Annotated in this window: 17 protein-coding genes; 3 read left to right on the top strand and 14 right to left on the bottom strand. The window is 49.6% G+C overall.

Going from position 1 to position 16,047, the window contains the following annotated elements:
• The first annotated feature begins 8 nt into the window (after positions 1 to 8).
• Complete coding sequence (locus DXA36_RS02740; protein ID WP_118676046.1) at positions 9 to 1,190, top strand: VanW family protein; 1,182 nt, start codon at positions 9 to 11, stop codon at positions 1,188 to 1,190.
• Between the two features lie 87 nt (positions 1,191 to 1,277).
• Here DXA36_RS02740 and DXA36_RS02735 read toward each other — a convergent pair whose 3' ends face one another.
• The 9 genes from DXA36_RS02735 to DXA36_RS02690 all read right to left on the bottom strand — a co-directional run bounded on the left by DXA36_RS02735 (position 1,278) and on the right by DXA36_RS02690 (position 8,626).
• A complete protein-coding gene (locus DXA36_RS02735) occupies positions 1,278 to 2,696 on the bottom strand; it encodes an MATE family efflux transporter (protein ID WP_118676045.1) in 1,419 nt (472 codons plus the stop codon).
• 16 nt (positions 2,697 to 2,712) lie between these two features.
• Positions 2,713 to 3,078, bottom strand: a complete 366-nt coding sequence (locus DXA36_RS02730) for a YccF domain-containing protein (RefSeq protein WP_118676044.1) — start codon at positions 3,076 to 3,078, stop codon at positions 2,713 to 2,715.
• 179 nt (positions 3,079 to 3,257) lie between these two features.
• The gene (locus tag DXA36_RS02725) at positions 3,258 to 3,491 is read right to left on the bottom strand and encodes a hypothetical protein (protein WP_118676043.1); all 234 of its coding nucleotides are present in this window, start codon (positions 3,489 to 3,491) and stop codon (positions 3,258 to 3,260) included.
• A 62-nt stretch (positions 3,492 to 3,553) separates the two neighbouring features.
• Positions 3,554 to 4,555: an asparaginase gene (locus DXA36_RS02720; protein WP_118676042.1), complete on the bottom strand. Its 1,002-nt coding sequence runs from the start codon at positions 4,553 to 4,555 to the stop codon at positions 3,554 to 3,556.
• A 17-nt stretch (positions 4,556 to 4,572) separates the two neighbouring features.
• Positions 4,573 to 4,890, bottom strand: a complete 318-nt coding sequence (locus DXA36_RS02715; protein WP_118676041.1) for a DUF3837 domain-containing protein — start codon at positions 4,888 to 4,890, stop codon at positions 4,573 to 4,575.
• Between the two features lie 245 nt (positions 4,891 to 5,135).
• Positions 5,136 to 5,756 (bottom strand): manganese catalase family protein, encoded by a 621-nt coding sequence (locus tag DXA36_RS02705; protein WP_118676039.1) that lies wholly within the window; start codon positions 5,754 to 5,756, stop codon positions 5,136 to 5,138.
• On the bottom strand, positions 5,757 to 6,251 hold the full coding sequence (locus DXA36_RS32845) for a spore coat protein CotJB (protein ID WP_182478892.1): 495 nt from the start codon (positions 6,249 to 6,251) through the stop codon (positions 5,757 to 5,759). It lies immediately after the preceding gene.
• Positions 6,252 to 6,465: 214 nt separating this feature from the next.
• Positions 6,466 to 7,794 (bottom strand): putative ABC transporter permease, encoded by a 1,329-nt coding sequence (locus DXA36_RS02695; protein ID WP_118676038.1) that lies wholly within the window; start codon positions 7,792 to 7,794, stop codon positions 6,466 to 6,468.
• Entirely contained in the window at positions 7,775 to 8,626 is an 852-nt protein-coding gene (locus DXA36_RS02690) for an AraC family transcriptional regulator (protein WP_182478891.1), read from the bottom strand. Before DXA36_RS02690 ends, DXA36_RS02695 begins: the two co-directional genes overlap by 20 nt.
• Positions 8,627 to 8,771: 145 nt before the next feature.
• On the opposite strand from DXA36_RS02690, the gene DXA36_RS02685 reads away from it, so the two are divergent.
• Positions 8,772 to 10,091, top strand: a complete 1,320-nt coding sequence (locus DXA36_RS02685; protein ID WP_118676036.1) for an alpha-L-fucosidase — start codon at positions 8,772 to 8,774, stop codon at positions 10,089 to 10,091.
• 119 nt (positions 10,092 to 10,210) lie between these two features.
• Here the strand turns inward: DXA36_RS02685 and DXA36_RS02680 are convergent, their stop codons facing one another.
• The 5 genes from DXA36_RS02680 to DXA36_RS02660 all read right to left on the bottom strand — a co-directional run bounded on the left by DXA36_RS02680 (position 10,211) and on the right by DXA36_RS02660 (position 14,994).
• The gene (locus DXA36_RS02680) at positions 10,211 to 11,587 is read right to left on the bottom strand and encodes an MATE family efflux transporter (RefSeq protein ID WP_243114548.1); all 1,377 of its coding nucleotides are present in this window, start codon (positions 11,585 to 11,587) and stop codon (positions 10,211 to 10,213) included.
• A 110-nt stretch (positions 11,588 to 11,697) separates the two neighbouring features.
• Positions 11,698 to 12,975, bottom strand: a complete 1,278-nt coding sequence (locus DXA36_RS02675; RefSeq protein ID WP_118676035.1) for a family 43 glycosylhydrolase — start codon at positions 12,973 to 12,975, stop codon at positions 11,698 to 11,700.
• A gap of 26 nt (positions 12,976 to 13,001) precedes the next feature.
• Entirely contained in the window at positions 13,002 to 13,859 is an 858-nt protein-coding gene (locus DXA36_RS02670) for a MerR family transcriptional regulator (protein WP_118676421.1), read from the bottom strand.
• Positions 13,856 to 14,428 (bottom strand): chromate transporter, encoded by a 573-nt coding sequence (locus tag DXA36_RS02665; RefSeq protein WP_118676034.1) that lies wholly within the window; start codon positions 14,426 to 14,428, stop codon positions 13,856 to 13,858. The genes DXA36_RS02670 and DXA36_RS02665 overlap by 4 nt, the downstream gene beginning before the upstream one ends.
• The gene (locus tag DXA36_RS02660) at positions 14,425 to 14,994 is read right to left on the bottom strand and encodes a chromate transporter (protein WP_118676033.1); all 570 of its coding nucleotides are present in this window, start codon (positions 14,992 to 14,994) and stop codon (positions 14,425 to 14,427) included. Before DXA36_RS02660 ends, DXA36_RS02665 begins: the two co-directional genes overlap by 4 nt.
• Positions 14,995 to 15,145: 151 nt before the next feature.
• Here DXA36_RS02660 and DXA36_RS02655 point away from each other — a divergent pair, with 151 nt between their 5' ends.
• On the top strand, positions 15,146 to 16,030 hold the full coding sequence (locus tag DXA36_RS02655; protein ID WP_118676032.1) for a LysR family transcriptional regulator: 885 nt from the start codon (positions 15,146 to 15,148) through the stop codon (positions 16,028 to 16,030).
• Positions 16,031 to 16,047: the final 17 nt, after the last annotated feature.

The following is a 16,047-nucleotide window of genomic DNA, read 5'->3' as shown; positions in this document are numbered from 1 at the left end:
ATTCAGATATGACAAAATTACAATGGAAACCATTACTACTGATATGTTTGCTTCTTGCCGCTCCGGTCTCCGCTGCCGCCGCTCTGCCCATTCAGGCAGCCGCCGCAGAAGCGCCTCCGGCAGGAGGTATTACAACTACGATATCCGACAGCCGCTATATTGATGCACAATGGCTGAACCAGAACATTATCCTCACCATGAACGGCCAGGTATGGGCCATGGGAATCAATACCATGAAGGACTATCCGGTTTTTCTCTCCAATGATACCGGGATCCCCCAGTGCGTTCTGGGCGAAACAGCCGTTATCGACGTATTTCTCAATGCCATTAACGAGCAGCTGAAAACACAGGTATTTCAAAGCGACAGCCCCATCTTTGATACGGGCACGGGAAGCTACATCTATAATTCCGGACAAACCTATTACCAGCTCAATGCCAATGTAAAAAACTGGCTGCTTACAACGCTGCAGCAGCAGTTTGCGGCGGGCACCCCACAGACGATAACTCTGGAGCTTACCTCCGGTTACCTTACTTCTATTGTGAATGAAGGGGTTCTGACCTACAGTCCGGACTTCGTGCTGGCAGGAAGCTGTACCACAAGCTTTTCCACAAGCTCCTCCAACCGTATCAATAATATTAAGGTAGCGGCCGGTCATCTGAACAATATGATTATTATGCCCGGGCAGGAAGTCTCCGTGAGCACCGCCATCCAGCCCCGAACCTCAGCCAACGGCTACCGGGAAGCAGGCGCTTATCTGAACGGAGAAACAGTCATGGCTATCGGCGGAGGCATCTGCCAGGTATCCTCCACAACCTACAATGCAGTAAAGAATGCCGGCCTAGTGGTTCTGGAGCGTCATCCCCACAGCATGCCTGTACATTATCTGCCTCTGGGACTGGATGCGGCTATCTCTGCCGGCTCCAAGGATTTACGGTTCCGCAACAATTATTCCGCGCCGGTTATTCTGCAGGCTTATACGGAAGGCAAGAAGCTCACCATCAATGTGCTGGTATGGGAGCATGATTTAAACGGCCGCAGCTTCAAGCTTTGGGCAAAGAAAACAGGAAGCCTTTCCGCGAAAACGTATTTTACCACGTATCAGGACGGCCAGGAAGTGAGTACGGAATATGTGGGAAATTCCACATACATGGCTCCCAAGCCTAAAAATACGGAAGCCGAGGATGAATAATCGGATACGCGTAAACGAAACAAGGGATTAAAAAACTGCTGCTTCTGATTTAGAAGCAGCAGTTTTTGATCGAATCTGTTTGCCGTGTCAATTATCCAGCGCTTTCTTTTTCCAGGTACCCTTCCTATAGAAAAGGTAGGTAATCAGGGCGCCCAGTACCCACGAGCATAAAAGGGAAATAAACACACACTCATTTCTTCCGTTGGGAAGCTCCGGCGTTCTGGTAAACCAGGCGATCCCATAAGCCAGGGGTACCCGGATGGCCACGGTCGTAATCAGGGAAATCCACATGGGCGTCATGGTATCTCCCGCCCCTCTCATAACGCCGGAAAGACACTGTGTCACAGCCATGGCGATATATCCCACAGCCAGAATCCGCATGAGGTGCATACTCAGCTCCACCAGTTCCTTTGTCTCCGTAAAAATGCCCATCAGATATTTGCCGAAAATTAATATCAGCGCCGTAATCGTGGCGGATATGGCGGCGGAAATAATCGTTCCTTCTTTGGCTCCGCTTTCCACTCGTGTATATTTCCTGGCTCCCACATTCTGTCCCGCAAATGTTGTCATTGCCGTACCAAAGGAAAAGTTAGGCATCATCGCAAAACCGTCCACACGCATGATGATGACATTGGCTGCAATTAACATTTCCCCGAAACTGTTGGTCAGGGACTGGACAACGATCATCGCCATGGAGAAAACCGCCTGCGTAAAGCCGGAGGGCAGGCCAAGACGTATCATATCGGCTGAATGCTTTTTTTCCGGCTTCAGATAATGCAGCTTCAGGTCAAAAATATCCTTCATATTTGCCAGCTTGAAAAAGCACATGATAGCCGATACTGCCTGCGCAATCGCAGTGGCAAGCGCAACACCCGCAACTCCCATCTGGAAAACCGCCACAAACAGGATATCCAGCCCGATGTTCAGCACCGTCGCAACGAGCAGATAAACCAGCGCGGAAACGGAATCCCCCAACCCCCGGAGAATACCGCTCAGAATGTTATAATAAGCCATTCCGGCAATTCCCACAAAAAGGATAATCAGATAGGAAGCGCACCAGTCCATAATGCTTTCCGGCGTATTCAGAAGCCGCAGCAGCGGCCTTACCACCAACGGCGCCACTATCATAATAATTACCGAAGAAATAGCCGTCAGTGTGATGCTGCATCCGATGGAGCCGGACAGTTCTTCCCTCTGTTTTGCTCCAAAATACTGGGATACCATGATACTGGCTCCCACAGATATGCCCACAAACAGCACCAGCAGCAGATTCAGGATAGGGCTTGCACTCCCCACGGCGGCAAGGGCATTATCTCCCACATAACGTCCTACCACAATACTGTCCACCGTATTATACAGCTGCTGGGCGATATTGCCGATCAGCATGGGTATGGCAAAGGCCACAATCCGTTTGCCGGGTGAGCCCTCCGTCATATCGGTTGGCGCAAACAGCGCCGCCAGACTGCATTTCTTTTTTGTTTCCTGTTCACTCTTTTGAAGTCCCATCAAAATCCCCTCATTCCTATGTATATATTATCTGTGAGCCAAAGGGCATCAATGCCAGTTTAGCCAGTTTAAAATGCTGCAGGCCAAACGGTATTCCAATAATGGTGATGCACAGCAAAATACCCAGCAACAGCGATTCAAGAGCCATGGGGATACCCGTGAGGATCATCCAGAAGATGTTCAGAATCAGCGAACCGGCGCCTCCTCCGTAAACAATTTCTTTTCCAAAGGGCCATGCCGCCACAGCTGCGAACTTAAAGCACTGTTTTCCTATGGGCAGCCCTATAATCGTAATGCTCCATAAAACACCGGCCAGAAACCAGCCCAGTGCACTGAAAAAACCACCGCAAAGAAACCATAAAAGATTACCTAATACACTCATTTTCGTTCCTCCCTTCTTAGTGCGCTATTTCTATTATATGGCGTAACCGGCTGTCACGCAATTCTTTCTTTTCTTTTCAGGAAGATCAATTCTAAAATTTTTATAAAAAAAGAACAGGAAGGTCTGCATGCCGCAAGGCCAATCCTGCTCTTCTTCTTATTTTATGCATCTCAACTGCTTCAGGCAATGTTTTCCTGCACATCTGTTTTCAGCTGGGCAAGCACCTCATCCACGGAAACGCCGGCTTCTTCCAGGGCTTCCGACAATTTCTCAAGCTCTTCATTTTTCTTCTGCTTCAGAAGCTCTTCCAATTCCTCATAAAGCTCCTGGGTCCTTACCTCCAGATTATAAATACTCTGCTGCGTATCCTGGATTCTTTCATCCAGAGATTTGTTTTTCCTTCCTCTCGGCATGGTTGTCCTCCTGTTATTTCTTATTCTTACTAAGAAGTATATGAAAGACAATTGGAAAATATTCACATAAAAAAATCATAATTGACCGTTTTATAAAACAGGGCCTTTACCTCTTCAAAGTCTGCCGGTTTGCGGCCCAGGATCCACATCAGTTTAGTAAAGACCGCCTCAAGGTTCATATCGTAAGCCTCCAGGAGATGAAACTGTTCCTGCACTCTCTTGCCCACCTCATAAACCCCGATGTTACTTCCTTCATAGGTTACCTGCGTTGTCAGCACCACGGCCTTGCCGGTACCATATACCTGCATCAGCCGGACGAATTCCTGCAGAAGGCTGTCCGGAATTCCTCCCACTCCAAAGCTTTCCACAATGATACCGTCATATTGGGCAAAGATATCCTTCAGGATCAGCGGAGACATTCCCGGGGTCAGCTTCAGCAGAAATACCCGGTCATTCAGTCCGTGGGAAAAGATAAGCTTCTCCGGAAAAGGCTTCGGCTCAATATAACGTACCAGATGATCATCACGCATTACCGCCAGTTCCGGGTAATTGATGCTGGCAAAGGCATTATAGCTCATGGTCTTTACCTTTTTCGCCCTGGTACCCGCTATTACCTTACCGCCGAACACCAGGCTGACACCGCTGGACTGCTCATCCAGCGCGTAGACAATACTGTCCCGCAGATTCATTCTGGCATCCGATATTTCCATTTCCAGAGGTCTTTGGGAACCGGTGAGTACAATGGGCTTGGGGGAATTCTGGATCAGGTAGGAAAGGGCGGCTGCCGTATAAGCCATGGTATCCGTTCCGTGCAGGACGACAAAGCCGTCAAAATAAGGATAGCTTTCCTCAATGGCTCCCGCAAGCTGCATCCAGTGGCTGCATGTCATATTGGTGCTGTCAATACTGAAAAGGTTTCTGGCCTCCAGATGGCAGATACCGTCCATGGATGGAAGGAATTCCAGGATTTCCTCCGCCGTGAGCGCCGGCGCAAGCCCGTGCTCCGTTTTGTGGGAAGCGATGGTCCCCCCTGTGGTCAGCAGCATAATTTTTTTCTTCGCCATGGTTCTCTCCTGTCTTTTTATCTCTTCCAGGGGGTTCTTTCTTCCAGTCCCATCCTGTACAGCTCCCTGACCTGATCGTCAAGCAGGCCGTCCGGCTTGTAGTATTTGAGCATTTTAATGATATTTTTTTCCCTGTCGTCCTCCGTCTGGTATTGTTCCAGACTGTTCATCATGGCTTCCTGAAGCCGGGCGGGTGACTCCAGGGGTGGAGGCGCCGTTCCCGTAAGCTTACACAGCAGGCCGCAAATATAAGCCATCTCATAATTTCCCGTCATAACGGAGGTTTCATGCCGGGATTTGATAATAACCGACATTCTCGCAAGACTTGGTACCATATGTATCCTCCTGGTTCGGTATACCGGAACCGCTCCGGCAGCCCTGATTTTCTTCGGGCAATTATACCATGCCCGAAGAAGCGTTTCAAGGCCGGATGGACGAAAAGGTCTATGCGGCCCGCGGAAAGGTCTGCGCAGGAAATGCGCAGACCGGAAGAAAACATGGATGCGGGCGGCATCCGGCTCCCACACAGCGGTTCCAGCAGCCGGATGCAGTAATCCATTGTTCAGACCTGTCTGAACTGTTATGACTTGTTAGTATCCTTCATTTCCTTATCAAATTCCGGATTGTAATAATAGAAGTTATTGGAATCCAGTTTATCCTTTGTCTTTTCCAGCGCTTCACCGAATCTCTGGAAGTGGACAATTTCCCTGGTACGCAAAAATTTAAGAGGCTCCCTGACCTCCGGATCCGTGATCATACGGAGCAGATTATCATATACGGTCCTCGCCTTCTGTTCCGCAGCCAAATCCTCCGTCAGATCCGCTATGGCATCTCCCTTGGACTGGAATTCAATCGCAGTAAAAGGCAGGCCCGCCGCAGCCTGGGGCCAGAGCGCTGTGGTATGATCGATATAATAAGCATCGAATCCCGCTTCCTTAGCCTGTTCGATTGTCAGATGCTTTGTCAGCTGGTAAACCATGGAGCAGATAATCTCCATATGCGCCAGTTCCTCGGTCCCGATGTCTGTCAGCAGCCCGCCCACTTCCTTGACCGGCATGGAATAACGCTGGGCAAGATACCGCATGGATGCGGACAGCTCACCGTCCGGTCCGCCGTACTGGCTTATAATCATCTGTGCCGTTTTCGGACAGGTTTTTGTGATTTTTACCGGGAATTGCAATCTTTTTTCATATACCCACATTTATATACACGCTCCTTCCCAAGGTGCCGGGCCATCCGTCCAGCTGAATGTTTTTGCTGTATTCAGGGGGGATCCTCCGTGCGCGGTATCCGTTGCCGCCTTACCGCACAGGACCATACAGTTTTGTGACAGGGGATAAAATTTTTCTGCGAATTCTTTCATCAGCATTACTTTCCGGTTGGCATACTCTTCAAACATACGGAGCGCCTCTTCCTCCGTTTCATGGGTATCCAGATACAGTGTGAGATCATTTACCATAAAGCCGGCTTCGTTAATTTTCGTCAGAAGAGCTTCCCTCTCCTGCTGCTTTGTGTCAGCTTCCTGCGTATTCCTTTTGGCGGATGGGATTTCGTCCCCATCATCCGCCTTGAAAAAAGGCATGTTTAATTCCGGGAAGATGGTCCCCTTCTTCAGGGCGGCCTCCGGTTCATAGGTGGATTTCCATTTCTGGCAGGGAACACTTGCAATAGCAAGATGATTACCGTTTTTATCCATAATAAAACTCCTTTCTGATGCATAAAATAAGGTTCGGTACGTATTTTTACAGTCCGTGCGGCTGGTATGTGAAATTGCCGCACAATCCCTTTTTTCCATAAAAAAATACATCCTCCGACACGTTTAGTATGTGTGGCTGAGGATGTATTTATGTTGGTAGATTGATGCAGCTTTGTTCCGGGATGAAATTTTTTAACAGCCAGCCTTAAGACCGCTATTCCTTAATGATGGCATTGGGATATACACGCTCCATCCGTTCATCCGGATAGTGGGAATCCAGAAAGCTTTCCACGCTGTTTGCCGCAGGTTTTCCCGCATACCTGTCACTGTAGCGGCCCAGTGCCATCCCCGACAATACGATATTCACCGTCATGAACAGGAGAAAGAGCCAGCTAATTACCGTTCCGGCTTTTTTGGGGATTTTTTCAATCCATCGGGAAAGGAACGGATATACGTTTTTAATCCACAGCACAGAGGCAAGCCCCCAGAAAAAACAGTAAAGCAGGTTAATCCGTCCTCCCAGGTTAAAAGGGATTTTGCTGTAATCCCAGAAAACCGTACCGAAAACCATTTCGGTGAAAACGCTGCATGCATATTCATAGGCTCCGCCCACCACGGTTCCGAATATAAAGAGATAGCGGTCATCCTTATCCCTGTATTTATGAAGCATCATGGTGAGCACCACCACGCCGATTCCCCAGACGATGCTGAAGGGACCATATATTACACTGCTTCGGCTCATCCAGACTCCCGCCGTTACGCGGCAGAATATGGTTTCCGTGATATCCCCCAGAAACGCGCCGATAAAGAACAGCCAGACCAGCTTGTGGAAGCTGCATCCTTGCGCGAATACCAGGCTTTTTACCCGTTCCTTCCTGCGAAACGCCTCCGCCAGCGCATTCTCCCCTTCCTTCTCCAGATTGGGAAAAGCCTTTGTCATACGTTTCCGGATCCCGTTGAAAATCGCATTGCCCAGCCGGTTGGAAACCTCCTGCATTCCCGCCGCAATCTCATCAATGCGCGCAGTCCGCTCCATCTGCAGGATGGCGCCTGTTACGGAGACAAAATCCGCCGCCGCTGCCACGAGCAGCACAACGGCCGTAATCTTTACGAGCAGAGAAGGAATCATCCCGATGAGCGGGGCGAAAAAAGGGTGGAGAAAGGTAATGATAAGTGCCGCCCCGATTCCCCAAAGCAGGGAAAACTGCGGGCATATGTATCCGCCTATATTATGCTTATAGCCGGAGTAATCCCACCATTTGCACCGGAATACCTTTTCCATGAGAGCGCCGGTAAAAAATTCCACCACAGCCGCCATTACCGAACAGCCCAGCGCCAGGAAAACAAAATTTCCTTTCAGGGATCCGAAAAAAAGAAGGATCAGCACCATACCCACGCCGTAAACCGGGCAGAGGGGGCCGTTCAGAAATCCACGGTTCATAAATTTCCTGTGCTTTATTGCAGCATAAGCGATTTCCGCACACCAGCCTATAAATGAATAAATAAAAAAATACCAAAGCAGTTCAAAAATTGTCTGTACCATGTCTGTTCTCCAATCCGTCTCTTTCGTTTTCTCTCATCTGTCTCCGATAAGCACTCGGCGGCATATGCATCAGCCGCTTAAAAAATTTGGCGAAATAAAACTGATCGGAAAATTCCAGTTCCTCCGCAATCTGCGCCATTGTTTTGTCACTATGTATCAGCAGCCGGCAGGCCTTCTGGAGCATAAGCTGTTCCAGATAAATGCCGGGAGTCATCCCGGTTTCCCCGCGGAACCGTTTGGAAAGCGTGCTTTCCGATACATGAAGGCTGGCGGCCAGGGAACGCACATGATTTCTGGCGCTCACCGGTTTCTGGGCCAGCGCAAAAACCTGATCCACCATTTCTGAATAACATTTCATTCCTTCCTCCTGGATCCCTGCCATTTTTATAAAATCCCCCAGTTCCTCCCAAAGCATCCCCCGGAGACGGAAGGCATCCTCCATATGGGAGGACCAGTAAAGCTTCACCGCCTTTTCCTGCCGCCCAAAAGGCGCACCTTTCTCAAATATCTCCCCGCAGCCGTAAAATAAATCCATCCCGTTAGGCATGGTGATATTTACATGGAAGTACAGCTGTTCCATGTATTCGTCACACCGGTAATCATATAAAAGCCCCGCCGGAATCAGGTATATATGCCCTTTCCGTAACGGAATTTCCCGTCCCTGCAGGATAACCGTCCCTTCTCCCTCCGGAATGTAATAAATCCTGGAATAAGGGGAACACACATTTTTCATATTCCAGGTAGTGTCCGCCTTCGCAAAGCCGGAATCCGCCACTTCCAGGCTGAGCTTTTTCCACAGCTTTACAGGCTTTCGGTTCGTTGAATAAATCATGCTGAAAACTCCATATTTTTTCCCGTTTTTGACATGTTCTCCCGCTCCATTATTAACTACAATATACCCATCATACATCTTGGCCGCCGGCAATAAGGCAGGTAAAAATAAAGATGTGCCGCAGTTACGGCAGAACGGAGGAAATATGTCAAGCTATGTTACCCGCAAAACCCCCGGAGACACCAGCTGGTTCACCCATGACCGGTTTGGTATGTTCATTCATTTCGGGCTTTATGCGATGCCCGCACGTCATGAATGGGTGAAAACCAATGAAAAAATCTCCGAAGAGCATTACGATCTCTATTTCAAACATTTTAACCCGGATCTTTATGACCCGAAGGAATGGGCAAAACAGGCGAAAGCCGCCGGCATGAAATATGTGGTTATGACCACTAAACACCATGAAGGCTTCTGCCTGTTCGACAGCAAATATACGGATTATAAATCCACCAATACTCCCTGCGGAAAGGATTTAATCCGGGAATATGTAGATGCTTTCCGCGCGGAGGGACTGCACATCGGGTTCTATTACTCTCTCATCGACTGGCATCATCCGGATTTTCCCATTGATGTCCTGCATCCCCGCAGAGACGATGCGGACGCCCTGGAACTAAACCAGGGACGGGACATGCAGAAATATGCGGAATACATGAGGAACCAGGTTACCGAGCTGCTTACCAACTACGGAAAAATCGATGTCCTCTGGTTTGATTTTTCCTACGACGGCAGGGATGGGGAAGGCCCCTGTTCCTGGATGAAGGGGAAAGGAAAAGAGGACTGGGAAGCCGAAAAACTCCTTGCTACGGCACGATCCCTCCAGCCGGATATTATCATCGATAACCGTACGGATATCGAACAGGATCTCTGGACTCCGGAACAGTATCAGCCCACCGGCTGGATCACCCACAAGGAAACCGGTGAACTGGTTACCTGGGAAGCCTGCCAGACCTTTTCCGGCTCCTGGGGCTATTACCGTGATGAGCAGACCTGGAAAACACCGGAAATGCTTCTCCGTATGCTGATCAATACGGTATCCTGCGGCGGCAACCTGCTGATGAATGTAGGCCCCACCTCCAGAGGTTATCTGGATTACCGCGCGGAGGAAGCTCTGAAGGTCTATGCGGACTGGATGAAATATAACAGCCGCTCCATTTACGGCTGCACCATGGCGGAACCGGAATTTACCGCTCCTGCCGACTGCCGTTATACCCAGAGCGAGGACGGAAGCCGACTGTATCTCCATCTGTTCGCCTATCCCTTCGCCCATCTGTGTCTGCCAGGTTTGGCGGGAAAGGTGGAATATGTACAGTTCCTTCATGACGGAAGCGAAATCCTGTTCACCGAAGGTGCCATTGACCATTTTTCCGCACAGGATGAAGAAAAGAAAAATGATGATCTCATTCTCTACCTTCCTCCGGTGAAGCCCCACAGCCTGGTACCCGTTATTGAGCTGTTCCTGAAATAAAAGGCGGGATAAGCGGCGTTATTTCCGGAGGAGGCCGCACATTTTAAAGCTAATTATATAGGATAAGAAACGCCATTGCAAATATTTCTGCAATGGCGTTTCCTGTTTTGGAAACCCGTTTATAATACATCGGCCCGTACAGCGTTCTCTGTTGTCTGCTGTCTTTCCTTATAAAACTGTATCCCTACATAGATCAGGGTGTAAAAGGCCATAAAACCGGAAACCACAGGCGCAATAGCCCCTATCCGGGTGAGATCCCCGGGCCAGTATGTATAAACCAGATGAATCAGGGGAATCCGCAGGGCCAGTGCCCCGAAGCCGCAGCTTATCATGGTAAATATGGTTTTGGATCGCCCGTTCAGATACCCGTTCAGGCAGAAAACAAAGCTAACGGCGATATAATCATAGCTGCAAGTGACAAAAAAGGGGATCCCTGCTTCAATGATGGCCGGGTCTCCGGAAAATATACCAATCATGGACTGCGGAGACAACTGCGCCCACAGCCAGAAAAGGGAGGAGGCCGCAGCAGCGAAAATGAGGCCTGCGAACAGGCTTTTTCTGGCGCGTTCCGGTTTCCCGGCTCCGTAATTCTGTGCCGTAACCGCTGCCAGCGCATTGGCGACAGAGGTCGCGGGCAGCATGGCAAATACATCATATTTGCTGGCAATGCCCACTGCGGAAGCCGCATAGATCCCAAGCCTGTTCGTTACGCTGGTCAGATACAGAAAGGAAAACCGCACCATACATTCCTGCAGGGAAATGGGGATTCCCACCCAGGCAAGTTCTCTTACCTTTCCCGGATCAATCCGGAAATTCTCCAGCCGGAAGGTGAAGATAAAACGCCTGCGGTTCAGATAGATGATTGCCGTTATCATACTTACCGCCTGGGATCCGATGGTAGCCAAAGCGACACCTGCCACCCCCAGGCCTGCTCCCTTTACCAGGATGAAATCCCCCGCAATATTCAGGATACAGGAAAGCGCAATAAAGAGCATCGGCCTGCGGGAATCCCCGTATCCCCGCAGAATGGCACTGATTGCATTATAGCCGCAGATGAACAGGATCCCGCAGCAGCAGATGCGCACGTAGGTTCCCGCCAGTTCAAAGGAGGCCTCCGGGGTTTTGAGCAGAAGCAGGATCTGATCCGTAAACAGAAGCATCAGCACCGTAAGAAGAGCCGCTGCTATAGCAAATACGGTGAGGGTGGTCCCTATCGTTTTCTTAACTTCCTCCTCCGCTTCCATCCCCGTATATTTACCAACCAGAATTGTACTTCCCAGTGTCAGCCCTGTAATCAGGCTCGTGATGATCTGTGTTACCTGTGTTCCTGTAGAAACCGCCGCCACGCTTTCCGGGCTGCAGTATCTGCCGATGACAAACAAATCAACAGCTCCATACAGGGCCTGTATGATATTTGCCGCGATAAAGGGTACGGCAAAGGTAAACAGTACCCGGATCACATTCCCTTTTGTCAGGTTATTCTCTGTCCGTTTCATATGTAGTTCTCTCCCGTAGATATAAGAATATGGACAAAGAATAAACCCTCCAGTAACTGGAGGGTCAACCCTTTTTATTTTTTTACCTGCCCGGACATAAGGATAATCCGTCAACAGCCTTCCTCCATCTCCGGCACCGGAAGGAAACGCAGGGAACCGTCTTTGCGTGCCTTCGCCTCATAAAAACGCACCGTTCCGCCATAGTCAACATCCGGATCCACATAGAAACCCGCAAAGAGGATCCGCCCCTCTTTCCATTCCGCCGCCTTGGGGACGCGGTAGGCACGTTCCATCACGATATTATCCTCCGGGGCCTGCCATGGGCCGAACGGGTTCGGCGAAAAAAAGTATCTGGCCGTACCGAAATTGCTGTATACCAGATAATAATATCCCCCGAGTTTAAAATAATCACTGCATTCCGGCTGGTCGCTGATATCCAGCACCACAAGGGGTTCCGCCGTCTCCCAAGTAATGAGATCGGAGGATAACAGATGGGCAAGACAGCCTCTGCTCTGCCCGTCCTTTATGAGAGAGGTTGTTACAAACATATGAAACGTTCCCTGCTCATCCCGGATCACCTTTGGATCCCGGGCCGACGCCCCGTCGTAAGGGGGCTGCAGGGCAAAAACCTCATGGCTCTTTATGAATTGAATGCCGTCCTCCGATACGGCGCAGGTAAGCTGCGCAGGGGATCCGTCACACATACGGACCGCATAAAAAGCATGGTATTTTCCGTCATGGAACAGAACCGATCCCGTACAGATGGATCCTTCCGCTTCTTCATCAATTCCCACGGCAATCGGGTATTCCGTCCAGTTCACCAGATCCCTGGTCGCTATATGCGCCCACTGATGGGCTCCCAGCCCCCATTTGCTTTTATGGCCCCGGCGGTCATACAAATAAAAGAGATGGAAGGTTCCCTCCCAATAAAAAGGCATGCAGTCACCGAGATGCACATTGGCCCCTTCCGGTTTCCATCCCTGTATCCCTGTAAAAGTACGTTCTTTTTCCTGCCTTACAGGACATTTCCCCAACTGCAGGCTTACCGGGATTCCCTGTCCCGTTTTACAGATTCCTGCGATATCCACCTGCCCGATAGGCCAGTCCTCATCCGCCAGCTCTCCTTCGGCCCACAGCTCCAGCCTGTACCCGGTATAAGTAAGCATGGCCTCATATCCCGGCTCACATGCCGCCTCCAGCTTAACCGGCTCCGTCCTGACAGGAAACCGGATGCTGACGGAAAGCTTCCCTTTTCTGAATTCCAGTTCAAAACCCCTTCCGTCATCCTCTCCTAAAAAGATAATCCCTTCTTCTTCCGGGATCCGGAACCCCAGTGTCCATGGCCCGGGACCTTTTTCTCTATCGGAAGAATCTCTCCCTTTTTCCATTTAATTACCCCTTTTTTCCTGTATTTTCAGGAATCCCTCCTGATGCTTTCAGTATACTGGGCGTCGCGGTGCACTGCAACAGGAATCTGCAGCTCCGTCACATATTTTCCCTGGTCATCGGTAAAGCCGGAATCTATCCAGGTAATTTCCACGGAATCCCCGGAGCAGAAAAGCTTCTGCTGTTTCATATATTCCAGGAGCCTTTCATAATAGGAAGCGGAATCCTGATGGGTACCTGTATACAAAATACTGAGATATTCCCCCTCCGGAAGCAGGGTACGTTCTCCCTGATAATTATCTTCCTCTTCCAGTAAAATAAAAATACCTGAGAAATGGGCAAACTGCCTTTTCATCAGATCGGTCCTGCTGATGGACACCCCCACCTTTCCCAGAAAAACAGAAGGCGGAAGCTGGTTGGTCCGTTCCAATTCCCGGATAGGATATTCCAGGCTTTCCTCCAGGGAGATCTCTTTTTTCAGGAAAGCCGCAGGGCGGGCGGGAACGAATTTCCTGCAGATTTCTCCCAAAGGCGCATTCATCGCATAATGCAGCTGATCCAGCCTGGTGGCAAGCTTCCTTTCTATGGCGTGCAGCGAAGAAAGCTGCTTTCTGGTTTCTTCCAGCTGCTCCTCCAATATCTGTTCTATAACCGTTGTATCCCTGTTCTCAAAAAATGCCCTGATTTTATCCAGCGGCATATTCAGGGTACGCAGATATTTAATGGTATTCATCCGTTCAAACTGCCTGGAAGAATAATATCGGTAACCGGTGGAGGCGTCCACCATCTCCGGCTTCAGCAGGCCGATTTCATCATAATAACGCAGCGTCCGGATGTTGGTACGGAAAAGCCTTCCCATTTCCCCTATAGTAAAAAGATTACTTATATCCATTTCATCACCAGTACACATATCGTTTCCATGACCCCGCACAAAACCATGACCATGATAGGATTCATCTTCTTTTTCCGCAGCAGGACTAATGCCGCCGCAAACCACAGAATCGCACGGACAGAAATATTATCCAGTGCTACTTCCACCGCTCCGCTCAAGAATACGGCGGATATCAGAATAGTAACCCCGGCTTTGGCGATCATCGCCACCACCGCAGGGCGCAGGGAGCCAAGTATTCCCTGGAGCATGCTCATTTTCCGGTATTTCATATAAATATAGGCAAGGGCGGTTACGAAGATGCAGGAGGGCAGAATACAGCCTGCCGTCGCAATAATGGCACCAAGCGGTCCGGCTATCTGCGTTCCCACAAAAGTTGCTGAATTCACGGCAATGGGGCCCGGTGTCATCTCCGCAATGGTCACCAAATCGGTAAATTCCTTCATGGTCAGCCAGCCGTGCAGATCAACCACCTGGCTCTGAATCAAAGGCATGGCGGCATAACCTCCGCCGAAGCTGAAAGCGCCAATCTGTAGAAAGCTTAAGAACAACTGGAGGTAAATCATGCCTTTGCCCCCCTTCTTTCTTTAACGAAAGTGCGTACCGCTCCGATACATGCCACCACAATGATAATCAATACCACGTTTACCTGGAAGAAATAGCTAATCAGGAAGCTGACTCCCATGATAACAATATTCATCCAGTCCTTCTCCTTCACGACCTTGCTCCCCATATCAAAAACCACCGATGCAATCACAGCGGCAACCCCGGACTGCATCCCTTTCAGCATGGAACCCACTATGAGGTTGGAACGGAAGGCATCATAACACAGGGAGATCAGCGACAGAATAATCATAGGCGGCAGGATCGCCCCGAGTATGGAACACAGGACACCGGGAATGCCGGCCAGCTTATATCCGACTACAATTGCTCCGTTTACTGCAATGGCTCCCGGCGATGACTGGGCGATTGCCACAAGATCCAGCATCTCTTCCTCATCTATCCAGTGAAGCTCATCCACAAACTTATCCTTCATCAATGTCACAATTACGTATCCGCCTCCGAAGGTGAAGGTACTCAGATACAGGGTGGAAAAAAATAACTTTTTAAGCACTTTACTTTTCTTTTCCATTACCAAACCCCTTTACCCATTTTTTATACTATGGATTGTTTTCTTTTATCCGACATGGTAAGTATACATCCACTTGTTATATAAGTAAAATAGTATTATATTATATATTACATAACAAAATCATTATGAATTCACAACGGAGGATTCTTCCATGACGTTACGCCATCTTCGTATTTTTGTAGCTGTTTATCAGGAACGCAGCATCACCAAAGCCTCTGACCGCCTGCACCTCGCCCAGCCCTCAGTAAGCCTTGCTATCCGGGAACTGGAGGAGAATTACAAAATCCGCCTTTTCGAACGATTTTCCAGGCGGATTTTCATCACCGAGCAGGGGGAACAGCTCTATGACTATGCCCTCCATATCATATCCCTGTTTGATGAAATGGAAGAAAAGATCCCGGCCTGGAAACAATCCGCCACCCTGCGCATCGGATCCAGCGTAACTATCGGCAATTTCCTTCTGCCCTCGCTGATACAGCAGTATACCATGCAATACCCTTCTGCAAGCCCTAAAGTAACCATTAATAATTCCGGCTTTATCGAAGAGGCCGTGCTGAACAACCAGCTGGATTTTGCCCTTGTGGAAGGAACGCCCCAGCATAACCAAATCATAAGCGAACCTTTTCTGGAGGATCGGATCTGCTTTATCTGCTCGCCTAAGCATCCTCTTCTCCAAAAAAAGGACGTATCCCTTAAGGATATCTCCGCCTGCCCCTTTGTCCTGCGGGAAAAAGGAAGCGCCGGCCGGGAAGCCGCTGAGGACTTGATGAACTACAGCCAGCTGCCAATGACCATTTTGTGGGAAAGTGTGAGCACCCAATCCCTTGTGCGGGCCGTGAGCAGAAATATAGGCATTTCCGCCCTGCCTTGCCTGCTGGTGGCGGAAGCGTTAAACCAGGGCACCGTTTCCTGCATCCCCTTCGACGCGCCGGCCCTGCACCGAAGCTTTTCCATCATCTACCATCAAAACAAATATCTGACGGAAAACGCACGTCGTTTTATGGAAATGTGCCGCAGCTTCGGAGCGGAAACTTAGATAGAGTTGCCAAGTTA

Source organism: Eisenbergiella sp. OF01-20 (assembly GCF_003478085.1).
Classification (GTDB): Bacteria; Bacillota; Clostridia; order Lachnospirales; family Lachnospiraceae; genus Eisenbergiella.
Note: the sequence above shows the minus strand (reverse complement) of the source record. Positions and strands in the feature narration are given on the sequence as shown.